This window comes from Massilia sp. IC2-278 (assembly GCF_020708045.1).
GTDB lineage: Bacteria > Pseudomonadota > Gammaproteobacteria > Burkholderiales > Burkholderiaceae_D > Telluria.
The window spans coordinates 70127-95859 of the sequence record NZ_JAJFES010000012.1; the positions used below are offsets into that span (position 1 = coordinate 70127).

Here is a 25733-nt window from a genome sequence, read left to right on the forward strand (position 1 = left end):
CCACCCTACGTTATCTCCTCACTCACACCTGTTATTCCCGCACTAATTTTCCGCCCCGCGTAACGATATCGAATCGTTACCAAACACGCTTTTACCCCACAGAAACACCCCGCTACGCCCCGTAGCGCTTGCATGCTCTAGTGCATGATGATATGTTCAGACTTCCGGGAATCCGTCCTTTCCCAGCTAACCTACCCGTCCCCACTATGCCATTGAACCGCCGTCCTCAGATCATGTCGTCCGCGCTGAAAACACTCACCGCCGCGGTCGCCAGTGCAGTGCTTCTGTCTTCGGCGGCGTCGGCAGCGGGATTGGGCAAGCTGACGGTGCTGTCCGCCCTCGGCCAGCCGCTGCGCGCCGAGATCGAGCTGACCGCGGTGTCGAACGAGGAGGCGACCGGCCTGGTCGCCAAGCTGGCATCGGCTGATGCCTACCGCGCCGCCAACATCGAATTCAACCCGGCGCTGCTGTCGCTGCGCTTCAATGTCGAACAGCGGGGCGGCCGCCAGTTCGTGCGCATCAGCTCGACGCAGCCATTGAACGAGCCCTTCGTCGACCTGCTGCTGGAACTGGCCTGGGACAATGGCCGCCTGGTGCGCGAATACACCTTCCTGCTCGACCCGGCCGAACTGCGCGCGCCGCAGCCGGCGCAAGTGGCCGCCGCGCCCGCCGCCGGACGCCAGCGCGCCGCCACGCCTGCAGCGGAGGCCCCGGTCCAGCCTGCGCCGGCCAGCCGCACCCAGCGCGCCGCGCGCGCCCAGGAACGGGCCGAGGAATTGGCCAACGAGCGCGCCGCCGCCGCGGAAAGTGCCCCGCGTTCGCCGAACGCCGCCTCGCGCTACCGCGTCCGCCGCGGCGACACCCTGAGCGACATCGCCGTGCGCCTGAAGCCCACCGACGTCTCGCTCGACATGATGCTGGTCGCGCTCTACCGCGCCAACCCGGACGCGTTCATCGGCAACAACATGAACCGCCTGAAGTCGGGCCAGATCCTGAACGTGCCGGCCGGCGACACCCTGCGCGGCGGCGATGCCGAGGAAGCGCGCGGCACCGTGGTCGCGCATGCGGCCGACTTCGACGCCTACCGCGCCAAGCTGGCCGGCCAGGTCGCCACCAGCACCCCGGCGCGCGAGACGGCGGCAGGGCAGAGCGCCACCGGCCGCATCACGGCCCGGGTGCAGGAACGCCCGACCGCCGCCAACGAATCGCAAGACCAGCTGCGCCTGTCCCGGGCCACGCCGGCCCCGGCGTCCGGGGCGGCCGGCGGCGCCAACGCCACCGGCGCGAACACCGAAGAAACGGTCGCCCGCGAAAAGGAACTGGCCGACGCCCAGCAGCGCGTGAAGGAACTGGAAACCAACGTCAACAAGCTCGAAGAGCTGATCACGGTGAAGAACGGCGCCGGCGCCGCCGCTGCCGGTGCGGCCGCCGAAGGCATCAAGCCGCTCGTGCCGGCGAACGAAGCAGGCGAGGCGCCTGCCCAGCCGGCGCCGAAGATCAAGCCCAAGGTCGCCAAGCCGGCGCCGCCGCCGGAAAAGTCGCTGCTCGACACGCTGATGGACAACATCACGTACATCGGCGCGGGCGTGGCCGTGCTGGCGCTGGCTGCCCTCGGCCTGTCGCAGCGGCGCAAGCAGAAGCCGGCGCAGAAAGGCAAGGGCGCCGCCGCCCCTGCCGCCGAGCCGAGCATCCTGGGCGCCGCCGCCCAGCCGTCCTCGTCGCAATCGCTGTATGCCGAGACCGGCGGCCAGAGCGTCGACACCAACGACAGCGTCTTCAATTCCAGCTTCGCACCTTCGGCCAGCCAGCTCGACACGAACGAGGTCGACCCCCTGGCCGAAGCCGAGCTGTACCTGGCCTATAACTTCGACACCCAGGCCGAGGACATCCTCAAGGAAGCGCTGCGCAACGACCCGCTGCGCCATCCGGTGCGCCTGAAGCTGCTGGAAATCTACGCCGCGCGCAAGGACGTGCGCGCCTTCGAGACCCAGGCCACCGAGCTGTACAGCCTCACCGGCGGCAAGGGCGACGAGTGGGCGCAGGCGGCCAGCATGGGCCTGGCCCTCGATCCGGCCAACCCGATGTACGCCGCGGCGGCCGGCAGCGGCATTGGCGCCGGTGCGGTGGCGGCGGGCGCGGCCGGTATCGCCGCCGGCGCGATTGCCGCGCAGGACGACAACAACCCGCAGACCCTGCTCTCGCAGCAGCTGGAGCAGGCCTTCCGCAGCCGCGCCGAGGACACCGGTTTCATCGAGCCGGTATCCACCACCGACGCCCTCACCGGCGCGCCGCTCGACACTGGCTTCGGCCTCGGCAGCGTGAGCCTGGACAAGAACGCCACCGCGCTGCCGCAGGCAGCCGAGACCGCCGTGGCGCAGGACGCCAAGGACGACAATCTCCTCGACTTCGACCTGGGCGGCCTGAGCTTCGAGCCGGTCCCGGCCAGCGAGCCGGCCTCGTTCGGCCGCAACGACATCACCGCCGTGCCGGCCGTCGATTCCGCCGTGCCGGACCTGCAGTTCGACATGGAGCCGTTCGCGCCGCTCGAACCGGACGCGACCCCGGCCGGCAGCGTCGCCGCCAACAGCCTGGACGATTTGTCCTTCGACATGGACTTCGACCGCCAGGACGGCGCCCAGCCAGCGCAGCCGGCCACCCTGGCGCCGCTGGACGACGACGACGGCTTCGTGCTCGATTTGTCGAAGAACGGCCCGGCCACCGACATCGACATGGCCGAACTGGCCAAGGAGTTCGAGCTGCCGCCGCTGCCGGAAGTGCCGCAGTCCCCGGCCGCGTCGGACCTGAAGGACCCGCTGTTCGACCTCGACGCCATGGACTTCAGCCTGGCCGACGACACCCCGGTGACCCCGGCCACGCCGGCAGCGCCAAGCCAGGACCTCGACTTCGCGAACGACCTGGACCTCGACTTCGCGCCCACGCCGGCCGCTGAATCGCCGGCGCCGGCGAAAGACCCGCTGTTCGACCTCGATACCCTGGACTTCGGCCAGCCGGCCGCGCCTGCCGCGCCGCAGGACGATCCGTTCGCGCTCGACGACGTGCCTGCCATCCCGAACCCGGGCACCCCGGTGCCGCGCTTCGACATGGACAGCTTCGACCTCGACCTGCCCGCCGGCGAGCCTGGCGTCACGCCGCAGTTTGCCGAGTCCACGCAGTCTGCTTCCGAAGGCGAACTCACCCCGGCCCAGATGGAAATGGAAACCAAGCTCGACCTGGCGATCGCCTACCAGGAAATCGGCGACAAGGAAGGCGCGCGCGAATTGCTGGACGAAGTCATCAAGGGCGGCAGCAGCGAGCAGGCCACCCGCGCGCGCACCATGCGTGACCAGCTGGCGTGAGGCGCATCGCACTAGGACTCCAGTACGTCGGCACCGGCTGGAATGGATACCAGAAGCAGCCGAGCCGTGACACCGTGCAGGACGCACTCGAGATCGCCCTCGAGAAGTTCGCCACCACGAAACTGCACACCACCTGCGCCGGCCGCACCGACGCCGGCGTGCACGCGGTCGAGCAGGTGGTCCACTTCGACACCGAACTCGATCGCGCCATGCAGAGCTGGGTGCGCGGCACGAATACCTTCCTGCCCGATTCGGTCACGGTGCGCTGGGCGCACGAGGTGGCGCCCGACCCCGAGGGCCAGGAATTCCACGCGCGCTTCTCGGCACGGGCCCGCACTTATCACTACGTCCTGTACAACAACGCCAACCCGTCGGCGCTGCTGGCCGGGCGCGCCGGCTGGGTGTTCCGCCCGCTCGACGTCGAGCGCATGCGCGAAGCGGCCCGGCACCTGATCGGCCTGCACGACTTTTCCTCGTTCCGCGCCTCGGGCTGCCAGGCGAACACGCCGGTGAAGGACATGCAGCACATCGGCATCGAGCGCCGCGGCGACATCATCGTGTTCACCGTGCGCGCCAGCGCCTTTTTGCACCACATGGTACGGAACATCGTCGGCGCCCTGGTGTATGTCGGCACCGGCCGCAACGAGCCGGACTGGATGGCCGAGGTGCTGGCCGCGCGCAACCGCGACGCCGCCGCGCCCACCTTCATGCCGGACGGCCTGTACTTCGCCAAAATCGATTACGATCCGAAGTGGGGGCTGCCGCAGGAGGCGGTCTCGCCTTTGCCCTGGCTGTAAGGTTCACCATGAAACGCACCCGCATCAAGATCTGCGGCATCACCCGCGAGCAGGATTTGATTGCTGCCGTCGATGCCGGCGCCGACGCCCTCGGCTTCGTGTTCTACCCGAAGAGCCCGCGCTACGTCACGCCCGAACGCTTCGCCGAATTGGGCCGGCTGGTGCCGCCGTATGTGAGCGCGACCGCGCTGTTCGTGAACGCCAGCCTGGACGAGGTGAGGGCGGTGCTCGATGCGGCGCCGGTCGCGCTGCTGCAGTTCCACGGCGACGAAACGCCTGAGGAATGCGCGCGGATCGCGGCTGTGGTGAAACGTCCATTCGTGCGGGCCTTCCGCGTCAAGCCGGACACGGCGCATGCCGAACTGCTAGAATGCGAACTCGCATACCGCGCTGCCAGTCCCTGGTTTTCGAGCCTGTTGCTCGATGCCCACGTGGATGTGTATGGCGGCGCAGGAAAGGTCTTCGATTGGTCTCTTATTCCAAAAGAGCTCGCGCCTCGGGTCGTTTTGAGTGGTGGCTTGAGCGTGCAAAACGCGACTGACGCAACGGTCCGCGTACGGCCCTACGCCGTCGACATCAGCAGTGGTGTCGAGGAAGCGAAGGGGATCAAGGACGCCCGCAAGATCGCGGCCTTTGTCGCCGCGGTGCGGGCAGCCGATGCCACCATAGCAAGCGAGTTTGACCATGACCATCAAAGACGTGCAGGAAGCAGCCCTGGAAGCCCAGGAACCCATCATTGAGCGCGGCGCCAACGCCCTGTTCCAGACCACCGAGTACCAGTTCCCCGACGCGCGCGGCCACTTCGGCCCCTACGGCGGCAGCTTCGTCGCCGAGACGCTGAGCCACGCGCTGGCCGAACTGAACGAAGCCTACGCGCGCTATTCGCACGACGCCGAGTTCCTCGAAGAATTCCGCTACGAGCTGGCCCACTTCGTCGGCCGTCCGTCGCCGGTCTACCACGCCAAGCGCTGGTCCGAGCTGGCCGGCGGCGCGCAGGTGTTCTTCAAGCGCGAAGACCTGAACCACACCGGCGCCCACAAGATCAATAACGTGATCGGCCAGGCCCTGCTGGCGCGGCGCATGGGCAAGACCCGCATCATCGCCGAGACCGGCGCCGGCCAGCACGGCGTGGCCACGGCCACCATCTGCGCCCGCTTCGGGCTGGAATGCATCGTCTACATGGGCGCCGAGGACGTCAAGCGCCAGGCCCAGAACGTGTACCGCATGAAGCTGCTCGGCGCGACCGTGGTGCCGGTGGAGTCGGGTAGCAAGACCCTGAAGGACGCGCTGAACGAAGCGATGCGCGACTGGGTCACCAACATCGAAAACACCTTCTACATCATCGGCACCGTGGCCGGCCCGCATCCTTACCCGATGATGGTGCGCGACTTCCAGTCGGTGATCGGCGAGGAATGCCGCGTGCAGATGCCGGAAATGACCGGCCGCCAGCCCGACTACGTGGTGGCCTGCATCGGCGGCGGCTCGAACGCGATGGGCATCTTCTATCCCTACATCGACGAGCCGGGCGTGAAACTGGTCGGCGTCGAGGCGGCGGGCGAGGGCATCGATTCCGGCAAGCACGCGGCCTCGCTGTCGGCCGGCTTCCCGGGCGTGCTGCACGGGAACCGCACCTACCTGCTGCAGGATGCGAACGGGCAGATCATCGAGACCCACTCGGTCTCGGCCGGCCTGGATTATCCGGGCGTCGGGCCCGAGCACGCCTGGCTGAAGGATTCGGCGCGTGCCGAATACGTGTCGATTACCGATGACGAAGCGCTGCAGGCGTTCCACGACTGCTGCCGTATCGAGGGCATCATTCCGGCGCTGGAGTCCTCTCACGCGATCGCCTACGGCGTGAAGCTGGCGGCGACCCTGCCGAAGGACGCGATCATCCTGGTGAACCTGTCGGGACGCGGAGACAAGGACATGCACACGGTGGCGCAGAGGATGGGGCTGGATTTCAGCTGAATCCCGACGCATACGTGCGTTGAACGCGTGGACGGCATAGCCGTCCACCCTACCTGCCGCCAACACCGATCATCCAACACGGAAAACCACCATGTCCCGCATCGAACACACCTTCGCCGCCCTGCGCGAACAAGATAAAACCGGCCTCGTCACCTTCATCACCGCCGGCGACCCCGGCCCCGGCCTCACCGTGCCGCTGATGCACGCGCTGGTCGAAGGCGGCGCCGACGTCCTCGAACTCGGCGTTCCCTTCTCCGACCCGATGGCCGAAGGCCCGGTCATCCAGCGCGCCTGCGAACGCGCTTTGAAATTCGGCATCGGCCTGCCCGACGTCTTCAACTTCGTGCGCGAGTTCCGCAAGACCGACACCAGCACGCCCGTGGTCCTGATGGGCTATGCCAACCCGATCGAGCGCATCGGCCCCGATGAATTCATCCGCTGCGCCAAGGAAGCCGGCGCCGATGGCGCCATCGTGGTCGACTACCCGCCGGAAGAATGCGAAGCCTTTGCCGACGCCATGCGCGCGGCCGGCCTCGACCTGATCTTCCTGCTGGCGCCGACCTCGACCACGGAACGCGTGCGGCAGGTGGCGCGCTACGGCAGCGGCTTCAGCTATTACGTCTCGCTGAAAGGCGTTACCGGCGCCGGCAGCATCGACACCGAGGACGTGGCGCGCCGCGTGGCCGCGATCCGCGAACACGTGAGCCTGCCGATCGGCGTCGGCTTCGGCATCCGCGACGCGGCAACGGCCAGGGCAGTGGCCTCGGTGGCCGACGCGGTGGTGATCGGCAGCCGCATCATCCAGGAAATCGAGAACGCCGGCGCGGAGCATGCCGTGGCGGCGGTGCGCGATTTCGTCGGCGGCATCCGCACGGCGCTCGACGCGGCCTGAGTCAGGCGCACCTTCCGGGTTCGCCCGGATCACATGCAAACCGGCGCCAGACACGTCTGCCGCCGGTTTTTTTAAGGCCGCGTTGCCTGCGCATCGGCTTGAACCGATCCTGTCCCCCAGGCGTCGAAGACAAAACGACTGCATTTGATTACTTGTCCAGTTGTCATCGCGTACGTTACATTACGTCAACTACAACTCTTTGTACGGACGGGGTCTCCCATGAAAAAGCAAGTCGTCAGCGTTTCCATCCTGCAGAACGCCAAGGTGATGGCGGCCCTGTATTTCGCCATCTCGCTCCCGTTCACGCTGCTGATGACCATCCCGGCCCTGATGGGGCAGGGGCAGGGCGCCGGCTTCTCGATCGTGATGCTGGTCCTGATGCCGTTTCTTTATACCCTGATCGGATTCGTGTTCACGCTGGTCGGCGCCTGGGTGTATAACGTCATTGCCGCCCGCATCGGCGGTTTCGAGTTCACGACGGCCGAGGTCGGTAAATAAGCGCACTGCGGAGTGATTGTCAGAAAGCCAAGCGGTCGACAAGCCCGGCGCTAGCGGCTACACTACGCCCCAACTTCAGACACGCCGCAAAGGAGATAACATGAGTTGGTTGGAAAAACTGCTGCCCCCACGGATCCAGCGCTCCGATGCCGCCAATCGCAAGACCATGCCGGAAGGCCTGTGGGTCAAGTGCCCATCGTGCGAAGCCGTGCTGTACCGCGCCGACCTGGACGCGAACCAGCACGTTTGCCCGAAGTGCGACCACCACATGCGCATCCGCGCCCGCGAGCGCCTTGACGCGCTGCTCGACGCCGGCGGCCGCTATGAAATCGGCCAGGAAGCGCTGCCGGTCGACACCCTGAAATTCAAGGACAGCAAGAAGTACCCGGACCGCCTGAAGGCCGCGATGGACGCCACCGGCGAAACCGATGCGCTGATCGTCCAGGGCGGCTCGATCATGAGCCTGCCGGTGGTCGTCGCCTGCTTCGAATTCGAATTCATGGGCGGCTCGATGGGCTCGGTCGTCGGCGAACGCTTCGCCCGCGGCGCCCAGATCGCGCTGGAACAGAAAGTGCCGTTCATCTGCATCACCGCCACCGGCGGCGCGCGCATGCAGGAAGGCCTGCTGTCGCTGCTGCAGATGGCCAAGACCACGGCCATGCTGACCAAGCTGTCCGAGAAAAAGCTGCCGTTCATCAGCGTGCTGACCGACCCGACCATGGGCGGCGTCTCGGCTTCGTTCGCCTTCATGGGCGACGTCGTGATTGCCGAGCCGAAGGCCCTGATCGGCTTTGCCGGCCCACGCGTGATCGAAAACACCGTGCGCGAAAAGCTGCCGGAAGGCTTCCAGCGCGCCGAATTCCTGGTGCAAAAGGGCGCCGTCGACATGATCGTCGACCGCCGCAAGATGCGCGAAGAAATTGCGCGCCTGCTGGCCCTGCTGCAGAACCAGGCTGCGGAAGTCGTCGCCGAGTAATCGCAGCGCAAGATCGAAGCTTCCTGACGGCCGGCCGTCCGCCTAGCGGGCCGCCGGCCGTTCCTCTTCACAGCCCCGTGTTCAATTCCATGCAAAACCTTCCCACCACCTTGCCTGACTGGCTGGCACTGATCGAGTCGCGCCACGCCGAAACCTATATCGACATGGGCCTGGACCGTGTGCGCGCCGTCAAGGAGCGCATGGGCCTGGCCTTCAGCTGCCCGGTGATCATGGTGGCCGGCACCAACGGCAAGGGCTCGACCTGCGCCATGCTCGAATCGATCCTGCTGCACGCCGGCTACCGCGTCGGCCTCTACATCAAGCCACACTTCCTCGATTTTAACGAGCGCGCCCGCATCAATGGCGAAATGGCGGGCGACGAGGCCATCGTCGAGGCCTTTGCCTATGTCGAGGCCCAGCGCGGCGACATTTCGCTGACCTATTTCGAATTCACCACGCTGGCCATCATGCATTTGATCTCGAAGGCCGGCGTCGACGTGGCGATCCTGGAAGTGGGCCTGGGCGGGCGCCTGGACGCGGTGAACGTGATCGACGCCGACGTGTCCATCGTCACCAGCATCGACATCGACCACGCCGACTACCTGGGCGACACGCGCGAAGCCATCGGTTTCGAAAAGGCCGGCATCTTCCGCGCCGGCAAGGCCGCGATCTGCAGCGACCCGGTGCCGCCCGCCACGCTGATCAAGCACGCCGAGGACATCGGCGCCGATCTGTGGCTGATCGGCCGCGATTTCAACTACCAGGGCGACCAGCAGCAGTGGAGCTGGGGTGGGCGCAGCATGCGCCGCAATTCGCTGGCCTATCCAGCCCTGCGCGGCGCGAACCAGTTGCTGAACGCCTCGGCGGCGCTGGCGGCCCTCGAGGCCCTGCGCATGCAGTTGCCGGCCGGCGCCCAGGAAGTGCGCACCGGCCTGGCACTGGTGGAACTGCCGGGCCGCTTCCAGGTACTGCCAGGCCGCCCGACCACCGTGCTCGATGTGGCGCATAACCCACATGCCTCGGCCACCCTGGCCCAGAACCTCGGCAACATGGGTTTCCATCGCTACACCTACGCCGTGTTCGGCATTATGGAAGACAAGGACATCGAGGGCGTGCTGGCCCCCATGGCCGGCCTGATCGACCACTGGTGCCTGGCCGACCTGCCGTCGCCACGCTCGGCAAAGGACGAGAAACTGGCTGCACAAGTGGCCGCCCTGAAGCCTGACGGCGCGAAAGAAGAGGACTTTTCGGTCACCACCTTCGCCGATCCTGCCGCCGCATTCGCAAATGCGGTGAGCCGTGCCGGGGAGAATGATAGAATTGTGGTCTTTGGCTCGTTCTATACCGTCGCCGGCGTGATGGCGGCCCGAAAAAACTCTCTTCACTGATTAAGACGCATGGGCTTGTTCTCGATCTTTAGTAAAAACAAGCAAGAAAACACTGCCCAGGACAGTGGCCATTTCTCCCGCGACGACGACAATCTTGCCGAGCGCGCCCGTGCCAAGCGGGCTGCCTACGCGGGCGAAGCGGCCAGCGTCTCGCGCCGCAGCCGTAGCGGTGGCGACCCCATGCTGCCCGAAAAGAAGCGCGCACGGCGCCGCCTGGTAGGCGCGATCGCGCTGGCGCTGGCCGCCGCCGTCGGCCTGCCGATGCTGCTCGACTCGGAACCGCGTCCGCTGGTAGGCGACATCGCCATCGACATCCCGGCCAAGGACAAGGCGCCGGCCCTGCCTGTGCCCTCGAGCCCGGTGCCGGCCGCCGACAGCGTCGACCAGGACGAGGAAATCATCGATCCGCCGGCGCCGCCTGCTGCGACCCAAGGCACGAACCAGGGAACGACGACGCCGCCGCCGGTGCGGATGGCCCAGGCGCCGAAGTTCGATCCGAAAGAGCTGGTGTATGCCGAGCCGGAACCGAAGCCGGCGCCCAAGGCGGAACACAAGCCTGAGGTAAAACCCGAGCCGAAGAAGCCCGAACCCAAACCCGTCGAGCACAAGCCCGAACCAAAAAAGCCCGAGCCGAAGCCGGAGCCGAAAAAGCCCGAGCCGAAGAAGGCGGAAGAGAAGAAGGCCGAGGACAAGCCGCGTGCGAAGGACCAGGACGCCGCGCGTGCGCTGGCCCTGCTCGAAGGCAAGCCGGCTGAAAAGGCCGAGAAGCCGGCCGCCGCCAAGCCCGAAGCCAGCGGGCGTTTCGTGGTCCAGGTGGCCGCCCTGGCGAGCCAGGACAAGGTGGCCGAATTGCAGGCGCGCCTGCGCGCCGCCGGCGTCAGCGCCCATACCCGCAAGTCGGGCGAGCTGATCCGGGTCCAGGTGGGGCCCTTCGGCAGCCGCGAAGAGGCGGAAAAAGCCCGGGCCAAATTGAGCAGCCAGGGCTTCAGCGGTTTCCTGGTTCCGGTGTAAGCGTGGTCGGGGCAGCGTGACGATTTTCGATTATCTGGTATTGTTCGTGCTGATTTCCTCCGTCATCATCAGCACCATGCGTGGCCTGGTGAAGGAAATCCTGTCGCTGCTGGGCTGGGTCGTTGCCTTCGTGGTGGCAAACGCCTACGGCGCCCAGCTCGCGCCGTTGCTGCCGGAAATGATTCCCGGCGACACGGTGCGCCTGATGGTGGCCTTTGTCGCCCTGTTCCTCGGCGTGCGCATTCTGATGGGGCTGCTGGCGCTGGCCCTCGGTTCGCTGATCGAGGCGGCCGGGCTGACCCTGGCGGACCGCGGCCTCGGTGGACTGTTCGGCCTGGCGCGCGGTGTTGTAATGGTGCTGGCCGCCGTCATATTGTGTTCGATGACTTCCATCCCCCAACAAGCATTCTGGAAAGAAGCGCTTTTATCGCCCCTGGCGGAGACCGGTGCACGCACGGTCAAGCCTTTCCTTCCCGCTGCCCTCGCGCAGCATGTTCAGTTTTGATCTTTCTGTAACTGCATTCAGTTCTTAGGAGCACACCATGTGTGGCATCGTCGGCGTCGTCTCGCAAACTCCCGTCAACCAGCTCTTGTACGACGCATTGCTGCTGCTGCAGCACCGCGGCCAGGATGCGGCGGGCATTGCAACCAATCACAGCAGCATGTTCTCGATGTACAAGGCCAACGGCCTGGTGCGCGACGTGTTCCGCACCCGTAACATGCGTTCGCTGCAGGGGAACACCGGCATCGGCCACTGCCGCTACCCGACCGCCGGTTCGTCGAGCGAGGAAGAAGCGCAGCCGTTCTACGTGAACGCGCCGTTCGGCATCACCCTGGCTCACAACGGCAACCTGACGAACCAGGCCGAGCTGAAAGACGCGCTGTTCCGCAACGACCGCCGCCACATCAACACCAATTCCGACTCGGAAGTGCTGCTGAACGTGCTGGCCCACGAGATCCAGGTGGCGGCGAACGGTTATTCGCTCGACGCCGAGGCCCTGTTCAAGGCGGTCGGCATCGTGCACAAGCGCGTGCGCGGCGCCTACGCCGTCGTCGCCCAGATCGCCGGCCACGGCATGCTGGCCTTCCGCGACCCTTACGGCATCCGTCCGCTGTGCCTGGGCATGAACGAGGGCGAGCACGGCATCGAATACATGGTGGCCAGCGAATCGGTGGCCCTGGAAGGCATCGGCTTCCGTTTCGTGCGCGACATCGCGCCGGGCGAAGCCGTGTTCATCGGCGACGACGGCCAATTGCACGCGCGCCAGTGCGCCGAGAACCCATCGCTGAATCCCTGCGCCTTCGAATACGTGTACCTGGCGCGCCCGGACTCGGTGATCGACGGCGCCTCGGTCTACGCCACGCGCCTGAAAATGGGCGAGTACCTGGCTGACAAGATCCGCAAGGAAATTCCGGTCGAGGAAATCGACGTCGTCATGCCGATTCCCGATTCCTCGCGTCCGGCCGCGATCCAGCTGGCGCTCAAACTCGGCGTCGAATACCGCGAAGGTTTCATCAAGAACCGCTACATCGGCCGTACCTTCATCATGCCGGGCCAAGGCATGCGCAAGAAGTCGGTGCGCCAGAAGCTGAACGCGATCGGCTCCGAGTTCAAGGGCAAGAACGTGCTGCTGGTCGACGATTCCATCGTGCGCGGCACCACCAGCCGCGAGATCGTGCAGATGGCGCGCGAAGCCGGCGCTAGGAAAGTGTTCTTCGCGTCGGCGGCGCCACCGGTGCTGTTCCCGAACGTGTACGGCATCGACATGCCGACCCGCGACGAGCTGATCGCCTATGGCCGCACGGTCGAGGAAGTGTGCAAGGAAATCACGGCCGACCGCCTGGTCTACCAGGACATCGACGCGCTGAAGCGCTCGATCTCGGACGTGAACCCGGAGCTGACCAACTTCGAGGCCTCGTGCTTCGACGGCGTGTACGTGACCGGCGACGTGACCCCGGCCTACCTCGACAACCTGGAGTCGGCGCGCCACAACGGCGGCAAGCCGGCGCCGGCGGAGGATGCCGTGCGCACGCAGCTGAACCTGAACCCACCGGTCGCCGCGGAATAACCTGCACCATGAGCGATAAAAAGAACTACGGTTTCACCACGACCATCCTGCACAACGACCGTCGCAGGACGATCGAGCAGGGCTCGCTGCACAAGCCGGTGCACACCTCGGTGGCATTCGGCTACAACGATGCGCGCCAGCTGGCCTCGGTATTCCAGGGCAAGGAGCCGGGCTTCCGCTACGGCCGCCAGGGCAACCCGACCGTGTCTGCGCTGGAAGACAAGGTCACGAAGATGGAAGACGGCGTCGCCACCCTGTGCTTCGGCACCGGCATGGCGGCCATCGGCGCGCTGTTCCAGGCGCTGTTGAAAGAGGGAGACCATATCGTCTCGTCGAGCTTCCTGTTCGGCAACACCAACAGTTTGTGGCAGACGGTAGCGGGGCAGGGCGTGGACGTGTCGTTTGTCGACGCCACCGACGTGGCTAACGTCGAAGCGGCCTTGACGCCGAACACGCGTTTCGTGTTCGTCGAGACGATTGCCAACCCACGCACGCAAGTGGCTGACCTCAAGCGCATCGGCGAGCTGTGCCGTGCGCGCGGCATCCTGTACGTGGTCGACAACACCATGACCACGCCTTATCTCTTCCGTCCGAAAGACGTGGGCGCGGGCCTGGTGGTGAATTCGCTGACCAAGTCGATCGCCGGCCACGGCATCGCGCTGGGCGGCGCGCTGACCGATACCGGGCTGTTCGACTGGAGCGCCTACCCGAACATCGCCGACAACTTCCGCAAGCAGCCGGCCGCCAACCAGGGCATGGCGCAACTGCGCGCCAAGGCCCTGCGCGACTTCGGCGCCTCGCTCGGGCCGGAAGCGGCGCACCACATCGCGGTCGGCGCCGAAACGCTGGCATTGCGCATGGAGCGCACGACGGGCAATGCGCTGGCGCTGGCGCGCATGCTGGAAGCGGATGAACGCGTGGCCGCCGTGCACTACCCGGGCCTGGCATCGCACCCGCAGCATGGCGTGACGACGGAACTGTTCCGCGCCGGCGGCTCGCTGCTGAGCTTCGAGCTGAAGGACGGCATCGACTGCTTCGATTACCTGAACCGCCTGAAGCTGGCCATCCCGGCGAGCAACCTGGGCGACACCCGTACCCTGGTGATTCCGGTGGCGCACACGATCTTCTTCGAGATGGGCGCCGAGCGCCGCGCCAGCATGGGCATTGCCGAGTCGCTGATCCGGGTCTCGGTGGGCATCGAGGACACCGAGGACTTGCTAGAAGACTTCCGCGCGGCTTTGGACGCGTAATCCATTCTGAAGAGACGCGACAACATGAAGAAAACTGCGCTGCTGTTTGCCGGCCTGCTGCTGGCAGGATTTGTTCACGCGGGCGAGCTGGAAGACGCCAAGGCCTTGTTCGAGCAGAAGAAGTATCCCGAAGCCATGAAGCTGTACACCAAGCTGGCGAATGCCGGCAACGTCGAGGCCCAGCAGAGCCTGGGCCAGATGTACTGGTATGGCGAAGCGGGCGAGGTCGACGAGGCCAAGGCCACCATGTGGTTCACCAAGGCCGCGGCCAAGGGCAACAAGGTGGCCGCGGATTCGCTGGTGATCATGCAGCAGCGCGTCGCGCGCCGTGCCGACATCGATTACTGGGTGTCGAAGTACGATGGCGAAGACCTGAAGTCCGGCAAGTTCCACTGCCCGGCGCCGCGCGTGCCGCCGATCTCGAAGCAGAGCGACGAAATCGACCGGGTCGCGAATGCGATCAACAAATGGCAGGATTGCTACAACGGCTTCGTGCAGAACCTGAATGCGGTGTCGCCCCTGTCGAACCGGATCCCGGCGGATGTGGCCAAGCTGATGAACGCGGCCGAGATGGAAAAGGCCAAGGCCCACCTGGCGCAGGTGCAGGAGAACGTGTCGGAAGAAGCCAAGGTCGGCGCCAAGATGACGCTGGCGGATGTGGCGGTGTGGCGTTCGGCAACCGAGGCGTATATTGCCGAGCACAATGCGATCGTGAACAAGGCGCCGAAGGAAGATTCGATCTCGAGCAAGCGCAAATAGGTGTTGTAGGGTGGACCGGGCCACGAAAGGCACCTGTGTCCACGCGGTAGGGCGCTTGAGCAATCGATCAGCATCGCGTAGCGCACGGCACGCCGGTATTCGACGCATTTCGATTTTCGTGTGTAGTACTGTGTCCACGCGGTATGGTGCGGTTGATTGATCGTGGATAAATATCGATTGATCAGATGCCGCACAGCGTGGACACAGGTGTCCACCCTACAAAAAAGGCCGCGTCAGCGGCCTTTTTCATGTCGACGACAGCTTAATGCCAGCTGCGCATCAAACCGACCGCCAGGCCTTCCAGCGCGAACTCGTCGCCTGGCGCGACCTGGATCACCTTGAAGTCCGGATTTTCCGGCAGCAGCTCGATCAGTTCGCCCGTCTTGCGGTAACGCTTGACCGTCACATCCTCGCCCAGGCGCGCGACGACGATCTGGCCGTTCTTGGCGCTGTCGACCTTTTTCACGGCCAGGAAGTCGCCATCCATGATGCCGGCGTCGCGCATCGACCAGCCGCGCACCTTCAGCAAAAAGTCGGGACGGGCCGCGAACATGGCCGGGTCGACGTTGTAGGTGGCTTCCACGTGTTCCTGGGCCAGGATCGGCGAGCCTGCCGCTACGCGTCCGACCAGCGGCAGCGACATCAGCAGGGCAGGCGGGATGACCGGCAGCGCCGGTTCGCTGGAGGCGCCGATCAGGCGGATGCCGCGCGAGGTTCCCGAGACGATCTCGATCGCGCCTTTGCGCGCCAGGGCTTGCAGGTGCTCCTCGGCCGCGTTGGCCGACTTGAAGCCCAATTCCTTCGCGATCTCGGCGCGGGTCGGCGGGAAGCCGGTGTTGTCGATCGCTTCCTTGATCAGGTTAAGGATCTGTTCTTGCCTTGCAGTGAGCTTGAGCATGGGTATACCACTGGTTATCGATTCAGACTGTATTTTTGTACAGTGCTTCGCATAATGCAAGGGTAAATGCAAATAAATCCCACTTTTCGCCGCATCTTCTGTCCTGGGTTGTCGCAAGGGCGGTACAAACCCCCGCGATTGCCACGCCGCCGACTTCGCGTTATAATTGCCGGCTTTCCCTTCCCACACTCGTCTTGACGCCGAGGTGGGCATTTGTTTAAACGTCCTCAAGGAGTGTTGCATGCGTCATTATGAAATCGTTTTTATCGTCCACCCGGACCAAAGCGAGCAAGTCCCGGCGATGATCGAGCGTTACAAGGCCAGCGTCACCGCGCGCGGCGGTAACATCCATCGCGTGGAAGACTGGGGCCGTCGCCAGATGGCTTACCAGATCCAGAAGCTGCCGAAGGCACACTACATCTGCATGAACATCGAATGCGACAACGAGACCCTGGTCGAGCTGGAAACCGCATTCAAGTTCAATGATGCCGTGCTGCGTCACCTGACCGTGAAGATGAAGAAAGCTGAAACCGCTCCATCGCCAATGATGAAGTCGGTCCAGCGCGAAGACGCAGCCAAGAGCCACCGCGCAGAAGCCCCAGCGGCTGCTGCTGCCCCAGCTGCTGCTGCCTAAATTCTTTCCCTAGGATTCGTGAACGGGCGTGAGCCCGAAGTGAAGTGAACCAGCTACAAGTCGTCGCCACCATCGCTGAACGCGACGTACTGCGCTATACCCCGGGCGGCGTGCCGATCGTTTCGGCAATCCTGCTGCACAGTTCGCAGCAGGTCGAGGCAGGGGTGGCAAGGCTGGTGGAGTTCGAAATATCCGCGTTCGCCGCGGGAGAAATTTCGGGCCGCTTCGCCAGCGCCGAGTTGGGCGCCGCCCACCGGTTCACGGGATTCCTGGCCAAGAAGAACCGCAACAGCAAAGCCCTGGTGTTTCACATCATTGATTTCAGTGCCGCCGCTTAAATAATTCAGCGGCCCACCTTTTAGATATACAGGAGCCTCAAAATGGCATTCGGTAAAAAGTTCGACAAAAACAAAGCCAAGGAAAAACTGAAGCGCAAACAGCAGAACCCGCTGTTCAAGCGCAAGAAGTTCTGCCGCTTCACCGCCGCCGGCGTTGAACAAGTTGACTACAAAGACGTCGACACCCTGAAAGACTTCGTCCAGGAAAACGGCAAGATCATGCCGGCACGCCTGACCGGTACCAAGGCGCACTACCAGCGCCAAGTGGACACCGCGATCAAGCGCGCACGTTACCTGGCCCTGCTGCCGTACACCGACCTGCACAACGCTTAAGTCGCCACGGCAACGAGCACAAGTAAATACTGGAGAATAATATGCAAGTTATCCTGCTGGAAAAAGTCGTCAACGTCGGCAATCTGGGCGACGTCGTCAAGGTCAAGGACGGTTACGCACGTAACTTCCTGATCCCGCAAAAAATGGCCCGCCGCGCAACCCAGGCCGCTGTGGCCGAGTTCGAAGTCAAGCGCGCCGAGCTGGAAAAAGCTGCTGCTGAAAAGCTGGCTGCTTCGCAAGCCCAAGGCGAAAAGCTGGGCGGCATGACCATCACCGTCGCTCAAAAAGCCGGCGTCGATGGCCGTCTGTTCGGTTCGGTCACCAACTTCGACATCGCCGAAGCCCTGACCAAGCAAGGTTTCGCAGTCGAAAAGGCGCAAGTGCGCCTGCCGACCGGCCCGCTGAAGACCACCGGCGAACACCCGGTTGCGGTCGCGCTGCACACCGACGTCGTCGTGGAAATCACGATCGCTGTCGTGGGCGAAGCTGCCTAAGTCAAGCTGAATTGCAGCTGCTTATGAAGCCATAATCAGTTGTTGTATTCTGGAAAAAGCCGGGTTCGCCCGGCTTTTTTTATGACCCAAAAGTCGCCAATTATTTCAGCCGTGTGACCGGAGCAGGTATAATGCCCGCCATGAATACCCCCGCAGATCCGCAAATCGAATCGCTGCGCATCCCCCCGCACTCCATCGAAGCAGAGCAGTCCGTCATCGGCGGCCTGCTGCGCGATAATGCGGCGTGGGACCGTATTGCCGACTTCATGCACGCGGACGATTTTTATCGTTACGACCACCGCATCATCTTCGAACAGATGGTGCGCCTGATCAACAGTGGCAAGCCTGCCGACGTGATCACCGTCTACGAGGCCATGGTGTCGCTTGGCAAGGCCGAGGACGTCGGCGGCCTCCAGTACCTGAACGCCATGGCGCAAAATACGCCATCGGCTGCCAACATCCGCCGTTATGCCGAGATCGTGCGCGACCGCGGCGTGCTGCGCAAACTCATCACCGTCGCCGACGAAATCTCCGGCAACGCGTTCAATCCGCAAGGCAAGGAAGTCAAGCAGATGCTTGACGAAGCCGAATCGAAGATCTTCGCCATTGCCGAGCAGGGTGCCCGTGGCGCCCAGGGCTGGAATCCGATCCAGCCGCTGCTGACGCAAGTGGTCGAGCGCATCGACGAACTATATTCGCGCGAAAACCAGGGCGAAATCACCGGCGTGCCGACCGGCTTCATCGACCTCGACCGCATGACCTCGGGCCTGCAGCCGGGCGACCTGGTCATCGTGGCTGGCCGTCCGTCGATGGGCAAGACCGCATTCTCGGTGAACATCGGCGAAAACGTCGCCATCGAAGCCGGCCTGCCGGTTGCCGTGTTCTCGATGGAGATGGGCGGCGCCCAGCTGGCCATGCGTATGCTGGGCTCGGTCGGCCAGCTCGACCAGCACCGCCTGCGTACCGGCCGCCTGAACGACGAAGACTGGCCGCGCCTGACGCATGCGATCCAGAAGATGAACGATGCCCAGCTCTACATCGACGAGACGCCGGCGCTGAACCCGATTGAGATGCGCGCACGCGCGCGCCGCCTGGCGCGCCAATGCGGCAAACTCGGCTTGATTATCGTCGACTACCTGCAGCTGATGCAGGGTAGCCAGCCGGGCGACAACCGCGCCGCCGAGATTTCCGAAATCTCGCGTTCGCTGAAGGGCTTGGCGAAAGAGCTGCACTGCCCGGTCATCGCGCTGTCCCAGCTGAACCGCTCGCTGGAACAACGCCCGAACAAACGGCCCGTCATGTCCGACTTGCGCGAATCCGGCGCTATCGAACAGGATGCGGACGTCATCATCTTCCTGTACCGCGACGAGGTGTACAACCCCGATTCGCCGGACAAGGGAACCGCCGAGATCATCATCGGCAAGCAGCGTAACGGTCCGATCGGGGCGATCCGCCTCACCTGGATCGGTCAGTACACCAAGTTTGGCAATTACAGCGGCAACCTCGCCGTCTACCAGGGCGATTAAGCCGATATTGCGCCGCTGCCCGGTACCCGACACCGCAGCGGACTTCGCAGTCCCAAGAGTTTTATCACGGAGAAATACATGTTTGGACGCCTGATGCCCACCGAGGGCAAGTTTTTTGATTTGTTCAACCAGCACGCCGCGCTGTGCGTGAAGGGTGCGCAAGAAATGGTTGGCCTGATGACCAACTTCGACGACCTGGAAAACCGCGTCCACGCCGTCGAAAGCATCGAAAAACAGGCGGACAAGATCACCTACGCCACCGTCGACCTGCTGCACAAGACCTTCATCACCCCGCTCGACCGCGACGACATCCACAAGCTGATCACGCGCATGGACGACATCCTCGACATGATGGAAGACGCCGCGCAAACCATTTCCCTGTACGACCTGCACGCCGTGACCCCGGAAGCCAAGCGCCTGGCCGAGCTGTGCCTGTCGGCCTGCCAGAAGGTCCAGGAAGCCGTGGCGCTGCTGCACGACATGGGCAACGCGCAAAAGATCGTCGCCATCTGCGAAGAAATCGACCGCTTCGAATCCGACGCCGACCACGTGATGCGCGCCGCGATGAGCAAGCTGTTCCGCGACGAGCCAGACGTCCGTAACCTGATCAAGATGAAGGCGATCTACGAGATCCTCGAGACCGTCACCGACCGTTGCGAAGATGTGGCCAACATCATCGAAGGCATCATTGTCGAGAACGCGTAAGCTTCCTTAGAACAAAAATAATTATGGAACATCTCACCATCAGCATTTACGTGCTGGGTATGCTGGTGCTGCTCGCACTGATCTTCGACTTCATGAACGGTTTTCATGATTCGGCGAACGCGATTGCCACCGTCGTCTCGACCGGCGTCCTGAAGCCCCAGTCGGCGGTCGCGATGGCGGCATTCTTCAACTTCGTCGCGATCTTCGTGGTCAACATGAAGGTGGCGCAGACGATCGGCAAGGACATCATCGACCCGCACATCGTCGACCACTACGTGATCTTCGGGGCCCTGGTCGGGGCCATCGTCTGGAACGTGATCACTTGGTACTACGGCATTCCATCGTCGTCCTCGCACGCCCTGATCGGCGGCCTGGTCGGTGCGGCAGTGGCCAAGTCGGGCACCGGCGCGCTGATCTCGGCGGGCCTGTGGAAAGTGGTCGCCTTTATCGTGCTGGCGCCGCTGCTGGGCTTTGTGCTCGGTTCCATCATCATGCTGATCGTATCCTGGGTGTTCGTGAAGAGCACGCCGCGCAAGGTCGACGTCTGGTTCCGCCGCCTGCAACTGGTGTCGGCAGCCGGCTACTCGCTGGGTCACGGTGGTAACGACGCGCAAAAGACTATGGGCATCATCTGGATGCTGCTGATCGCTGCCGGCTACACCAATGCGGCCGATGCGCACCCGCCGGCCTGGGTCATCATTTCCTGCTACGCGGCAATCAGCTTCGGCACGCTGTTCGGCGGCTGGCGCATCGTCAAGACCATGGGTCAGAAGATCACCAAGCTCAAGCCCGTTGGCGGCTTCTGCGCCGAGACCGGCGGCGCCATGACCTTGCTGATGGCGAGCTTCTGGGGCATCCCGGTCTCGACCACCCACACCATCACCGGCGCGATCGTCGGCGTGGGCGCCTCGCAAAAGGCCTCGGCCGTGCGCTGGGGCGTGGCGGGCAACATCGTGTGGGCGTGGATCTTCACCATTCCGGCAGCGGCCTTCGTGGCGGCGATTGCCTGGTGGATTGGTCGTCACATCATGTAATTCGCTTGCGCATGGATAGAAAACGCCCGGACTTGTGCCGGGCGTTTTTGTTTTGGGGCCTGTGGAGTGGCCGTCGTAGGGTGGACACCTGTGTCCACGCGGTATCACCGGTTAATGGACGGCGCCGTTAAACCCAACCGATCCGCGTGCACCATGGTGTTCGCCTGTGCAATCGCATATCAACTGCTGTACCGCGTGGACACAGGTGTCCACCCTACGCCCTTGCATCTGAACATGGCCGTAAAAAAACCTGCGGGCCGCTAGGCGCGCAGGTTTTTTGCTTGTCCAGCTATCGGAGCGTGACGCTTACAGCACGTCGCTCGCGTGATCCGCCAGGCGCGAGCGTTCGCCGCGCGCCAGGGTTACGTGGCCGCTGTGCGACCAGCCCTTGAAGCGGTCGACCACATAGGTCAGGCCGCTCGACCCTTCGGTCAAATAAGGCGTGTCGATCTGGGCGATATTGCCCAGGCACAGGATCTTGGTGCCTGGACCGGCGCGCGTGACCAGGGTCTTCATCTGCTTCGGCGTCAGGTTCTGCGCCTCGTCGATGATCAGGAACTTGTTCACGAAGGTACGGCCGCGCATGAAGTTGAGCGACTTGATCTTGATGCGCGAGCGGATCAGGTCTTGGGTGGCGGCGCGGCCCCAGTCGCCGGCGTCGTTGTCGGACTTGTTCAGCACTTCCAGGTTATCGTCGAAGGCGCCCATCCACGGCGACATCTTTTCTTCCTCGGTGCCCGGCAGGAAGCCGATGTCTTCGCCCACCGGCACGGTCACGCGGGTAACGATGATCTCGTTGTACTGCTTGGTTTCCAACACCTGCGCCAGGCCCGCGGCCAGGGCCAGCAGGGTCTTGCCGGTACCGGCCTGGCCGAGCAGGGTGACGAAATCGCATTCCGGATTCATCAGCAGGTTCAGCGCAAAATTCTGCTCGCGGTTGCGCGCGGTGATGCCCCAGACACTGTTCTTTGTGTGGCTGTAGTCGCGCAGCACTTGCAGCACGGCGGTCTTGCCGTTGATCTCTTTCACCTGCGCCTGGAAGGGCGAATCGTCGGACTCCAGGTAGACGAACTGGTTCACCAGCAAGCTGTTGATGAAGGGACCGGTCACGCGGTAGAAGGTGGTGCCGTTGCGCGTGTCTTGCCACGACTCCATGTTCTTGCCGTGCTTGTCCCAAAAATCGTCCGGCAGCTGGACGATGCCCGAGTACAGCAGATCGGTGTCTTCCAGCACATGGTCGTTGAAGTAATCTTCCGCCGGCAAGGCCAGAGCGCGCGCCTTGATGCGCATGTTGATGTCTTTCGACACCAGCACGATGGCGCGGTCCGGCTGTTCGGCGGCCAGGGCTTTCACCACGCCCAGGATCTGGTTGTCGGCCTTGCCGACCGGCAGGCCTTCGGGCAGGGTAGGGCCGTTCTGCAGTTTGGTCTGGAAGAACAGGCGGCCCTTGGCATCCTTGTTGCCCAGCTTGGCCAGCTCGATGCCGGCTTCGATGGTGTCGTCGTCGATGTCGGCGATCAGGGCGTCCAGGGTGCGCGACACCTGGCGGGCGTTGCGGGCAACCTCGGACATGCCTTTCTTGTGGTCGTCGAGTTCCTCGAGCGTCATCATCGGCAGGTAGACGTCGTGTTCCTCGAAGCGGAACAGGCAGGTCGGGTCGTGCATCAGCACGTTGGTGTCGAGCACGAAAACCTTGGTCTTGCCGGCACGGTCGGCCTTGCGGCTGGTGGAGGACTTGACGTTGACCTCGACCGGCTTGTGCTTGGCCGGATGCGGCTCGTCCATGTCCGTTTCCTTGAGCTTGGCAACGGTCGCGGGCTGCGATGCACGTTCGGGCGCGGCCTGGGGTGCCGGTACGGCAGCGAGCGGCGTGGCCTTGCCCTTGCGGGCACGGGTGGACTTGGCGGCAGGGACGGCCTTGCCGCTGATGAGGTCTTCGACAGGATCGGCCTCGACCGGCGCAGCGACGGCGCGCACAGGAGACTTGCCGGGTTCGGCCTTGGGGTATTCGTTTACCGGCAGCAGCGTGCCCGGCTTGCTAGGAATTTTTGGTAGTGGCATCAGGTTCTCAATCTAAAAAAGTGGAGGACGCTCGCGCCAGCGCACCATGAAGGGCGCGCTGCCGGGCGGGTTCTATGCACTGGAAAAATGTTGCGGGGGCGCGGGCCAAGGGAGTAGGGAAACCGCCTTGGCAGGCAGCCAGATTGGAATGATGCTGAGATGAAGCGGTGCGACTCAAAATAAGCGATAAGGGTCCAGCAGGTTGATCGACTGGAGCCATCCGTTCAAGGCTGGCTCTTCACAAATTCCAGCACTTCATCGACGTGATCGGCAACTTTCACGCCACGCCATTCTTTCACCAATCGGCCTTGAGCGTCAACGACAAACGTACTGCGCTCGACCCCGCGTACTTGCTTGCCGTACATGTTCTTCATCTTCATGACGCCGAACTGGTTGCAGACCAGTTCCTCGGGGTCGGAGATGAGTTCGAAAGGCAGGCCGAGCTTGGATTTGAAGCCTTCGTGCGAACGCAGCGAATCGCGGCTGATGCCGTAGATCTCGGTATTCGCGGCCAGGAATTCGTCGTGCTTCTCGCGGAAGGCAATGCTCTCGGTGGTACAGCCGGGGGTATTGTCCTTGGGGTAGAAATACAGCACCGTGTACTTCGCGGGACGGCCGCCAAGCTGGAAGGTCTGGTCGCCGGTCATGGCGGCGCTAAAGTTCTCTACGGATGCTGCGCTTGGGCTGTCGGCCACGTGAATTCTCCTGGACTGGTATTGGGCTGAACTTGGAGCCCTCATCATAATCTGCGCCGCTGCCGGGTGGTAGTGCTGATACGTCACCCGGGCGGTGCTCGATGCGCCAGATGGGGGCGAAAGATTGCCTTTCAACCACAATAGTCGGAATTTACACGAGGGCGCCGAAGGAGGGGTGTTCGATTGAATGGCGATGCAAAGGATATTTGCATGGAGAGCCGCCGATGCAAATATCGTTTGCCGGCTATTCGAGCCGCCCGGCAGGATTTACCCGGATTTACGCCGGGTCGATAATCAGGGCCAGGGTTACCTTGCGGCCTTCGCCCATCAGCACGTTATAAGTGCGGCAGGCGGCCTGGCTATCCATGCTTTCGACGCCGGTGCGCTTGTCCGTCAAGCTGGTGATCAGGCGCGGGTGCACGAAGCGCTGGCGTTCGCCGGTGCCGAGGATGACGACGTCCGGCTGGTCGGCGGCAATCTGCTCGAAATGGGCAGCGGTCAGGTCTTCGAAGCGCGTCACGTCCCAGGGGCGCGGCGGCGTTTCCGGCATCACCAGCAGGCTGTAGTTGAAACGCTCGGCATTGATCTCGACGCCCGAGGCATCGTAGCCGGTCACGGTCTGGTATTGTTGGTTGTCGTCGGAATGCAGCTTCATGGCGTCGAAAAGATAAGCAAAAGAGCCGCCCATTATAAGCCTTCCGTCCTTCCGGCTCTTTTCGCCTGCTCCCGGATGCGTATTGCGTAAATCTGGCGCTTTCGGCAGAATGGTATTTTTCGCACTGCAACATGCGGGCCAATTAAAGGTGACAATTTGCGACCGATTCTGAAATCGAACAAGCTCGACGATGTCTGCTACGAGATCCGCGGCCCCGCACTGCAAAAAGCACGCGCGATGGAAGACGACGGCCAGAAGATCATCAAGCTGAACATCGGCAACCTGGCCGTCTTCGGTTTCGATCCGCCCGACGAGATCATGCAGGACATGATCCGGAATATGTCCGGCGCCGCCGGTTATACCGATTCCAAGGGCCTGTTCGCGCCGCGCAAGGCGATCATGCACTACACCCAGCAAAAGAAGGTCGCGGGTGTCGGCATCGACGACATTTACCTGGGCAATGGCGCATCGGAACTGATCGTCATGGCCATGCAGGGCCTGCTGAACAATGGCGACGAAGTGCTGGTCCCCGCGCCGGACTACCCGCTGTGGACCGCTGCCGTCAGCCTGGCCGGCGGCGCCCCGGTGCACTACATCTGCGACGAGCAGGCCGACTGGATGCCGGACATCGCCGACATGCGCCGCAAGATCACGCCGAACACGCGCGCGATCGTCGTCATCAACCCGAACAACCCGACCGGCGCCCTGTATCCGCGCGAAATCCTGCTCGAGATCATCGAGTTGGCGCGCCAGCACGGCCTGATCATCTACGCCGACGAAATCTACGACAAGGTGCTGTACGACGGCCACGTGCACGAGTCGATCGCCGCCCTGGCCGACGACGTGCTGTTCGTCACCATGAACGGCCTGTCGAAGAACTACCGCTCCTGCGGCTACCGCGCCGGCTGGATGGTGGTGTCGGGCGAAAAGCGCCACGCGAAGGACTATATCGAGGGCCTGAACATGCTGGCCTCGATGCGCCTGTGCGCGAATGCGCCGGGGCAGTTTGCGATCCAGACCGCGCTTGGCGGCTACCAGAGCATCGACGACCTGGTGCGTCCGGGCGGGCGCCTGCTGAAGCAGCGCGATCTCGCGTACAAGTTACTGACAGATATTCCGGGTGTGTCCTGCGTCAAGCCAAAAGCGGCGCTCTACATGTTCCCGCGCCTGGACCCGGCGATGTACCCGATCGCCGACGACCAGCAGTTCATTTGCGAGCTGCTGGCCGAGGAAAAGGTCTTGCTGGTGCAGGGCACCGGCTTCAACTGGACTACGCCGGACCATTTCCGGCTGGTCTTCCTGCCCAACTCCGACGACCTGACCGATGCCTGCGGCCGTATCGCCCGCTTCCTCGACGGTTACCGACGACGCCACGCGCGCTGAAATTGACACACTG

Annotated in this window: 25 protein-coding genes; 21 read left to right on the forward strand and 4 right to left on the reverse strand. The window is 63.7% G+C overall.

The annotated features are described in order from the left end of the window. Nucleotides 1-278: 278 nt before the first annotated feature. From LK540_RS19180 to LK540_RS19240, 13 genes are all read left to right on the forward strand, one after another. A complete protein-coding gene (locus tag LK540_RS19180; RefSeq protein WP_229438914.1) occupies nucleotides 279-3356 on the forward strand; it encodes a FimV/HubP family polar landmark protein in 3078 nt (1025 codons plus the stop codon). Continuing rightward, complete coding sequence (gene truA / locus LK540_RS19185; RefSeq protein ID WP_229438915.1) at nucleotides 3353-4153, forward strand: tRNA pseudouridine(38-40) synthase TruA; 801 nt, start codon at nucleotides 3353-3355, stop codon at nucleotides 4151-4153. The genes LK540_RS19180 and truA overlap by 4 nt, the downstream gene beginning before the upstream one ends. Before the next feature lie 8 nt (nucleotides 4154-4161). Further along, nucleotides 4162-4893 carry a phosphoribosylanthranilate isomerase gene (locus LK540_RS19190; protein ID WP_229438916.1) on the forward strand — a complete coding sequence of 244 codons (732 nt, stop codon included), beginning with the start codon at nucleotides 4162-4164 and terminating at the stop codon, nucleotides 4891-4893. Next, a complete protein-coding gene (trpB, locus tag LK540_RS19195) occupies nucleotides 4838-6121 on the forward strand; it encodes a tryptophan synthase subunit beta (RefSeq protein ID WP_229438917.1) in 1284 nt (427 codons plus the stop codon). The genes LK540_RS19190 and trpB overlap by 56 nt, the downstream gene beginning before the upstream one ends. A gap of 91 nt (nucleotides 6122-6212) precedes the next feature. Next, nucleotides 6213-7013: a tryptophan synthase subunit alpha gene (trpA, locus tag LK540_RS19200; RefSeq protein WP_229438918.1), complete on the forward strand. Its 801-nt coding sequence runs from the start codon at nucleotides 6213-6215 to the stop codon at nucleotides 7011-7013. A gap of 219 nt (nucleotides 7014-7232) precedes the next feature. After that, a complete protein-coding gene (locus tag LK540_RS19205) occupies nucleotides 7233-7511 on the forward strand; it encodes a hypothetical protein (protein WP_229438919.1) in 279 nt (92 codons plus the stop codon). A 100-nt stretch (nucleotides 7512-7611) separates the two neighbouring features. Beyond that, complete coding sequence (gene accD, locus LK540_RS19210; protein ID WP_229438920.1) at nucleotides 7612-8487, forward strand: acetyl-CoA carboxylase, carboxyltransferase subunit beta; 876 nt, start codon at nucleotides 7612-7614, stop codon at nucleotides 8485-8487. 89 nt (nucleotides 8488-8576) lie between these two features. Next, nucleotides 8577-9875 carry a bifunctional tetrahydrofolate synthase/dihydrofolate synthase gene (gene folC, locus LK540_RS19215; protein WP_229438921.1) on the forward strand — a complete coding sequence of 433 codons (1299 nt, stop codon included), beginning with the start codon at nucleotides 8577-8579 and terminating at the stop codon, nucleotides 9873-9875. A gap of 9 nt (nucleotides 9876-9884) precedes the next feature. Continuing rightward, the gene (locus LK540_RS19220; RefSeq protein ID WP_229438922.1) at nucleotides 9885-10886 is read left to right on the forward strand and encodes an SPOR domain-containing protein; all 1002 of its coding nucleotides are present in this window, start codon (nucleotides 9885-9887) and stop codon (nucleotides 10884-10886) included. A 16-nt stretch (nucleotides 10887-10902) separates the two neighbouring features. Beyond that, nucleotides 10903-11391: a CvpA family protein gene (locus tag LK540_RS19225; protein WP_229438923.1), complete on the forward strand. Its 489-nt coding sequence runs from the start codon at nucleotides 10903-10905 to the stop codon at nucleotides 11389-11391. 37 nt (nucleotides 11392-11428) lie between these two features. Then, nucleotides 11429-12955: an amidophosphoribosyltransferase gene (gene purF, locus LK540_RS19230; RefSeq protein WP_229438924.1), complete on the forward strand. Its 1527-nt coding sequence runs from the start codon at nucleotides 11429-11431 to the stop codon at nucleotides 12953-12955. Nucleotides 12956-12963: 8 nt separating this feature from the next. Continuing rightward, nucleotides 12964-14205 carry a cystathionine gamma-synthase family protein gene (locus LK540_RS19235; RefSeq protein WP_229438925.1) on the forward strand — a complete coding sequence of 414 codons (1242 nt, stop codon included), beginning with the start codon at nucleotides 12964-12966 and terminating at the stop codon, nucleotides 14203-14205. A 24-nt stretch (nucleotides 14206-14229) separates the two neighbouring features. Further along, nucleotides 14230-14964: a tetratricopeptide repeat protein gene (locus LK540_RS19240; protein ID WP_229438926.1), complete on the forward strand. Its 735-nt coding sequence runs from the start codon at nucleotides 14230-14232 to the stop codon at nucleotides 14962-14964. A 262-nt stretch (nucleotides 14965-15226) separates the two neighbouring features. Here LK540_RS19240 and lexA read toward each other — a convergent pair whose 3' ends face one another. Next, nucleotides 15227-15862 (reverse strand): transcriptional repressor LexA, encoded by a 636-nt coding sequence (lexA, locus tag LK540_RS19245; protein ID WP_229438927.1) that lies wholly within the window; start codon nucleotides 15860-15862, stop codon nucleotides 15227-15229. 241 nt (nucleotides 15863-16103) lie between these two features. Here lexA and rpsF point away from each other — a divergent pair, with 241 nt between their 5' ends. From rpsF to LK540_RS19280, 7 genes are all read left to right on the forward strand, one after another. Further along, on the forward strand, nucleotides 16104-16496 hold the full coding sequence (gene rpsF, locus LK540_RS19250; RefSeq protein WP_229438928.1) for a 30S ribosomal protein S6: 393 nt from the start codon (nucleotides 16104-16106) through the stop codon (nucleotides 16494-16496). A 44-nt stretch (nucleotides 16497-16540) separates the two neighbouring features. Continuing rightward, nucleotides 16541-16834 (forward strand): primosomal replication protein N, encoded by a 294-nt coding sequence (priB, locus tag LK540_RS19255; protein ID WP_229438929.1) that lies wholly within the window; start codon nucleotides 16541-16543, stop codon nucleotides 16832-16834. 42 nt (nucleotides 16835-16876) lie between these two features. Continuing rightward, nucleotides 16877-17167: a 30S ribosomal protein S18 gene (gene rpsR, locus LK540_RS19260; RefSeq protein ID WP_036249492.1), complete on the forward strand. Its 291-nt coding sequence runs from the start codon at nucleotides 16877-16879 to the stop codon at nucleotides 17165-17167. 41 nt (nucleotides 17168-17208) lie between these two features. Continuing rightward, the gene (gene rplI / locus LK540_RS19265; RefSeq protein WP_229438930.1) at nucleotides 17209-17661 is read left to right on the forward strand and encodes a 50S ribosomal protein L9; all 453 of its coding nucleotides are present in this window, start codon (nucleotides 17209-17211) and stop codon (nucleotides 17659-17661) included. A 140-nt stretch (nucleotides 17662-17801) separates the two neighbouring features. Continuing rightward, nucleotides 17802-19187, forward strand: a complete 1386-nt coding sequence (locus tag LK540_RS19270) for a replicative DNA helicase (protein ID WP_229438931.1) — start codon at nucleotides 17802-17804, stop codon at nucleotides 19185-19187. A gap of 78 nt (nucleotides 19188-19265) precedes the next feature. Further along, nucleotides 19266-19892: a DUF47 domain-containing protein gene (locus LK540_RS19275; protein ID WP_229438932.1), complete on the forward strand. Its 627-nt coding sequence runs from the start codon at nucleotides 19266-19268 to the stop codon at nucleotides 19890-19892. A 23-nt stretch (nucleotides 19893-19915) separates the two neighbouring features. Next, nucleotides 19916-20926, forward strand: coding sequence for an inorganic phosphate transporter (locus LK540_RS19280; protein ID WP_229438933.1), 1011 nt, complete (start codon nucleotides 19916-19918; stop codon nucleotides 20924-20926). A gap of 306 nt (nucleotides 20927-21232) precedes the next feature. Here LK540_RS19280 and LK540_RS19285 read toward each other — a convergent pair whose 3' ends face one another. From LK540_RS19285 to LK540_RS19295, 3 genes are all read right to left on the reverse strand, one after another. Further along, nucleotides 21233-22987 carry a PhoH family protein gene (locus LK540_RS19285; protein WP_229438934.1) on the reverse strand — a complete coding sequence of 585 codons (1755 nt, stop codon included), beginning with the start codon at nucleotides 22985-22987 and terminating at the stop codon, nucleotides 21233-21235. 224 nt (nucleotides 22988-23211) lie between these two features. Continuing rightward, on the reverse strand, nucleotides 23212-23682 hold the full coding sequence (locus tag LK540_RS19290) for a peroxiredoxin (RefSeq protein WP_374041370.1): 471 nt from the start codon (nucleotides 23680-23682) through the stop codon (nucleotides 23212-23214). 277 nt (nucleotides 23683-23959) lie between these two features. Continuing rightward, nucleotides 23960-24337, reverse strand: coding sequence for an Mth938-like domain-containing protein (locus LK540_RS19295; RefSeq protein ID WP_229438935.1), 378 nt, complete (start codon nucleotides 24335-24337; stop codon nucleotides 23960-23962). Nucleotides 24338-24493: 156 nt separating this feature from the next. Between LK540_RS19295 and LK540_RS19300 the strand changes: the two genes are divergently transcribed. Continuing rightward, on the forward strand, nucleotides 24494-25720 hold the full coding sequence (locus LK540_RS19300) for a pyridoxal phosphate-dependent aminotransferase (RefSeq protein ID WP_229438936.1): 1227 nt from the start codon (nucleotides 24494-24496) through the stop codon (nucleotides 25718-25720). Nucleotides 25721-25733 lie beyond the last annotated feature (13 nt).

Coding starts and splice junctions, on each gene's coding strand:
- trpA (WP_229438918.1), top strand. CDS start 6,213: ATGTCCCGCATCGAACACACCTTCGCCGCCCTGCGCGAACAAGATAAA.
- rplI (WP_229438930.1), top strand. CDS start 17,209: ATGCAAGTTATCCTGCTGGAAAAAGTCGTCAACGTCGGCAATCTGGGC.
- purF (WP_229438924.1), top strand. CDS start 11,429: ATGTGTGGCATCGTCGGCGTCGTCTCGCAAACTCCCGTCAACCAGCTC.
- accD (WP_229438920.1), top strand. CDS start 7,612: ATGAGTTGGTTGGAAAAACTGCTGCCCCCACGGATCCAGCGCTCCGAT.
- trpB (WP_229438917.1), top strand. CDS start 4,838: ATGACCATCAAAGACGTGCAGGAAGCAGCCCTGGAAGCCCAGGAACCC.
- LK540_RS19270 (WP_229438931.1), top strand. CDS start 17,802: ATGAATACCCCCGCAGATCCGCAAATCGAATCGCTGCGCATCCCCCCG.
- LK540_RS19190 (WP_229438916.1), top strand. CDS start 4,162: ATGAAACGCACCCGCATCAAGATCTGCGGCATCACCCGCGAGCAGGAT.
- LK540_RS19235 (WP_229438925.1), top strand. CDS start 12,964: ATGAGCGATAAAAAGAACTACGGTTTCACCACGACCATCCTGCACAAC.
- LK540_RS19205 (WP_229438919.1), top strand. CDS start 7,233: ATGAAAAAGCAAGTCGTCAGCGTTTCCATCCTGCAGAACGCCAAGGTG.
- folC (WP_229438921.1), top strand. CDS start 8,577: ATGCAAAACCTTCCCACCACCTTGCCTGACTGGCTGGCACTGATCGAG.
- LK540_RS19240 (WP_229438926.1), top strand. CDS start 14,230: ATGAAGAAAACTGCGCTGCTGTTTGCCGGCCTGCTGCTGGCAGGATTT.
- LK540_RS19275 (WP_229438932.1), top strand. CDS start 19,266: ATGTTTGGACGCCTGATGCCCACCGAGGGCAAGTTTTTTGATTTGTTC.
- rpsF (WP_229438928.1), top strand. CDS start 16,104: ATGCGTCATTATGAAATCGTTTTTATCGTCCACCCGGACCAAAGCGAG.
- LK540_RS19295 (WP_229438935.1), bottom strand. CDS start 24,337: ATGAAGCTGCATTCCGACGACAACCAACAATACCAGACCGTGACCGGC.
- rpsR (WP_036249492.1), top strand. CDS start 16,877: ATGGCATTCGGTAAAAAGTTCGACAAAAACAAAGCCAAGGAAAAACTG.
- lexA (WP_229438927.1), bottom strand. CDS start 15,862: ATGCTCAAGCTCACTGCAAGGCAAGAACAGATCCTTAACCTGATCAAG.
- LK540_RS19280 (WP_229438933.1), top strand. CDS start 19,916: ATGGAACATCTCACCATCAGCATTTACGTGCTGGGTATGCTGGTGCTG.
- LK540_RS19285 (WP_229438934.1), bottom strand. CDS start 22,987: ATGCCACTACCAAAAATTCCTAGCAAGCCGGGCACGCTGCTGCCGGTA.
- LK540_RS19220 (WP_229438922.1), top strand. CDS start 9,885: ATGGGCTTGTTCTCGATCTTTAGTAAAAACAAGCAAGAAAACACTGCC.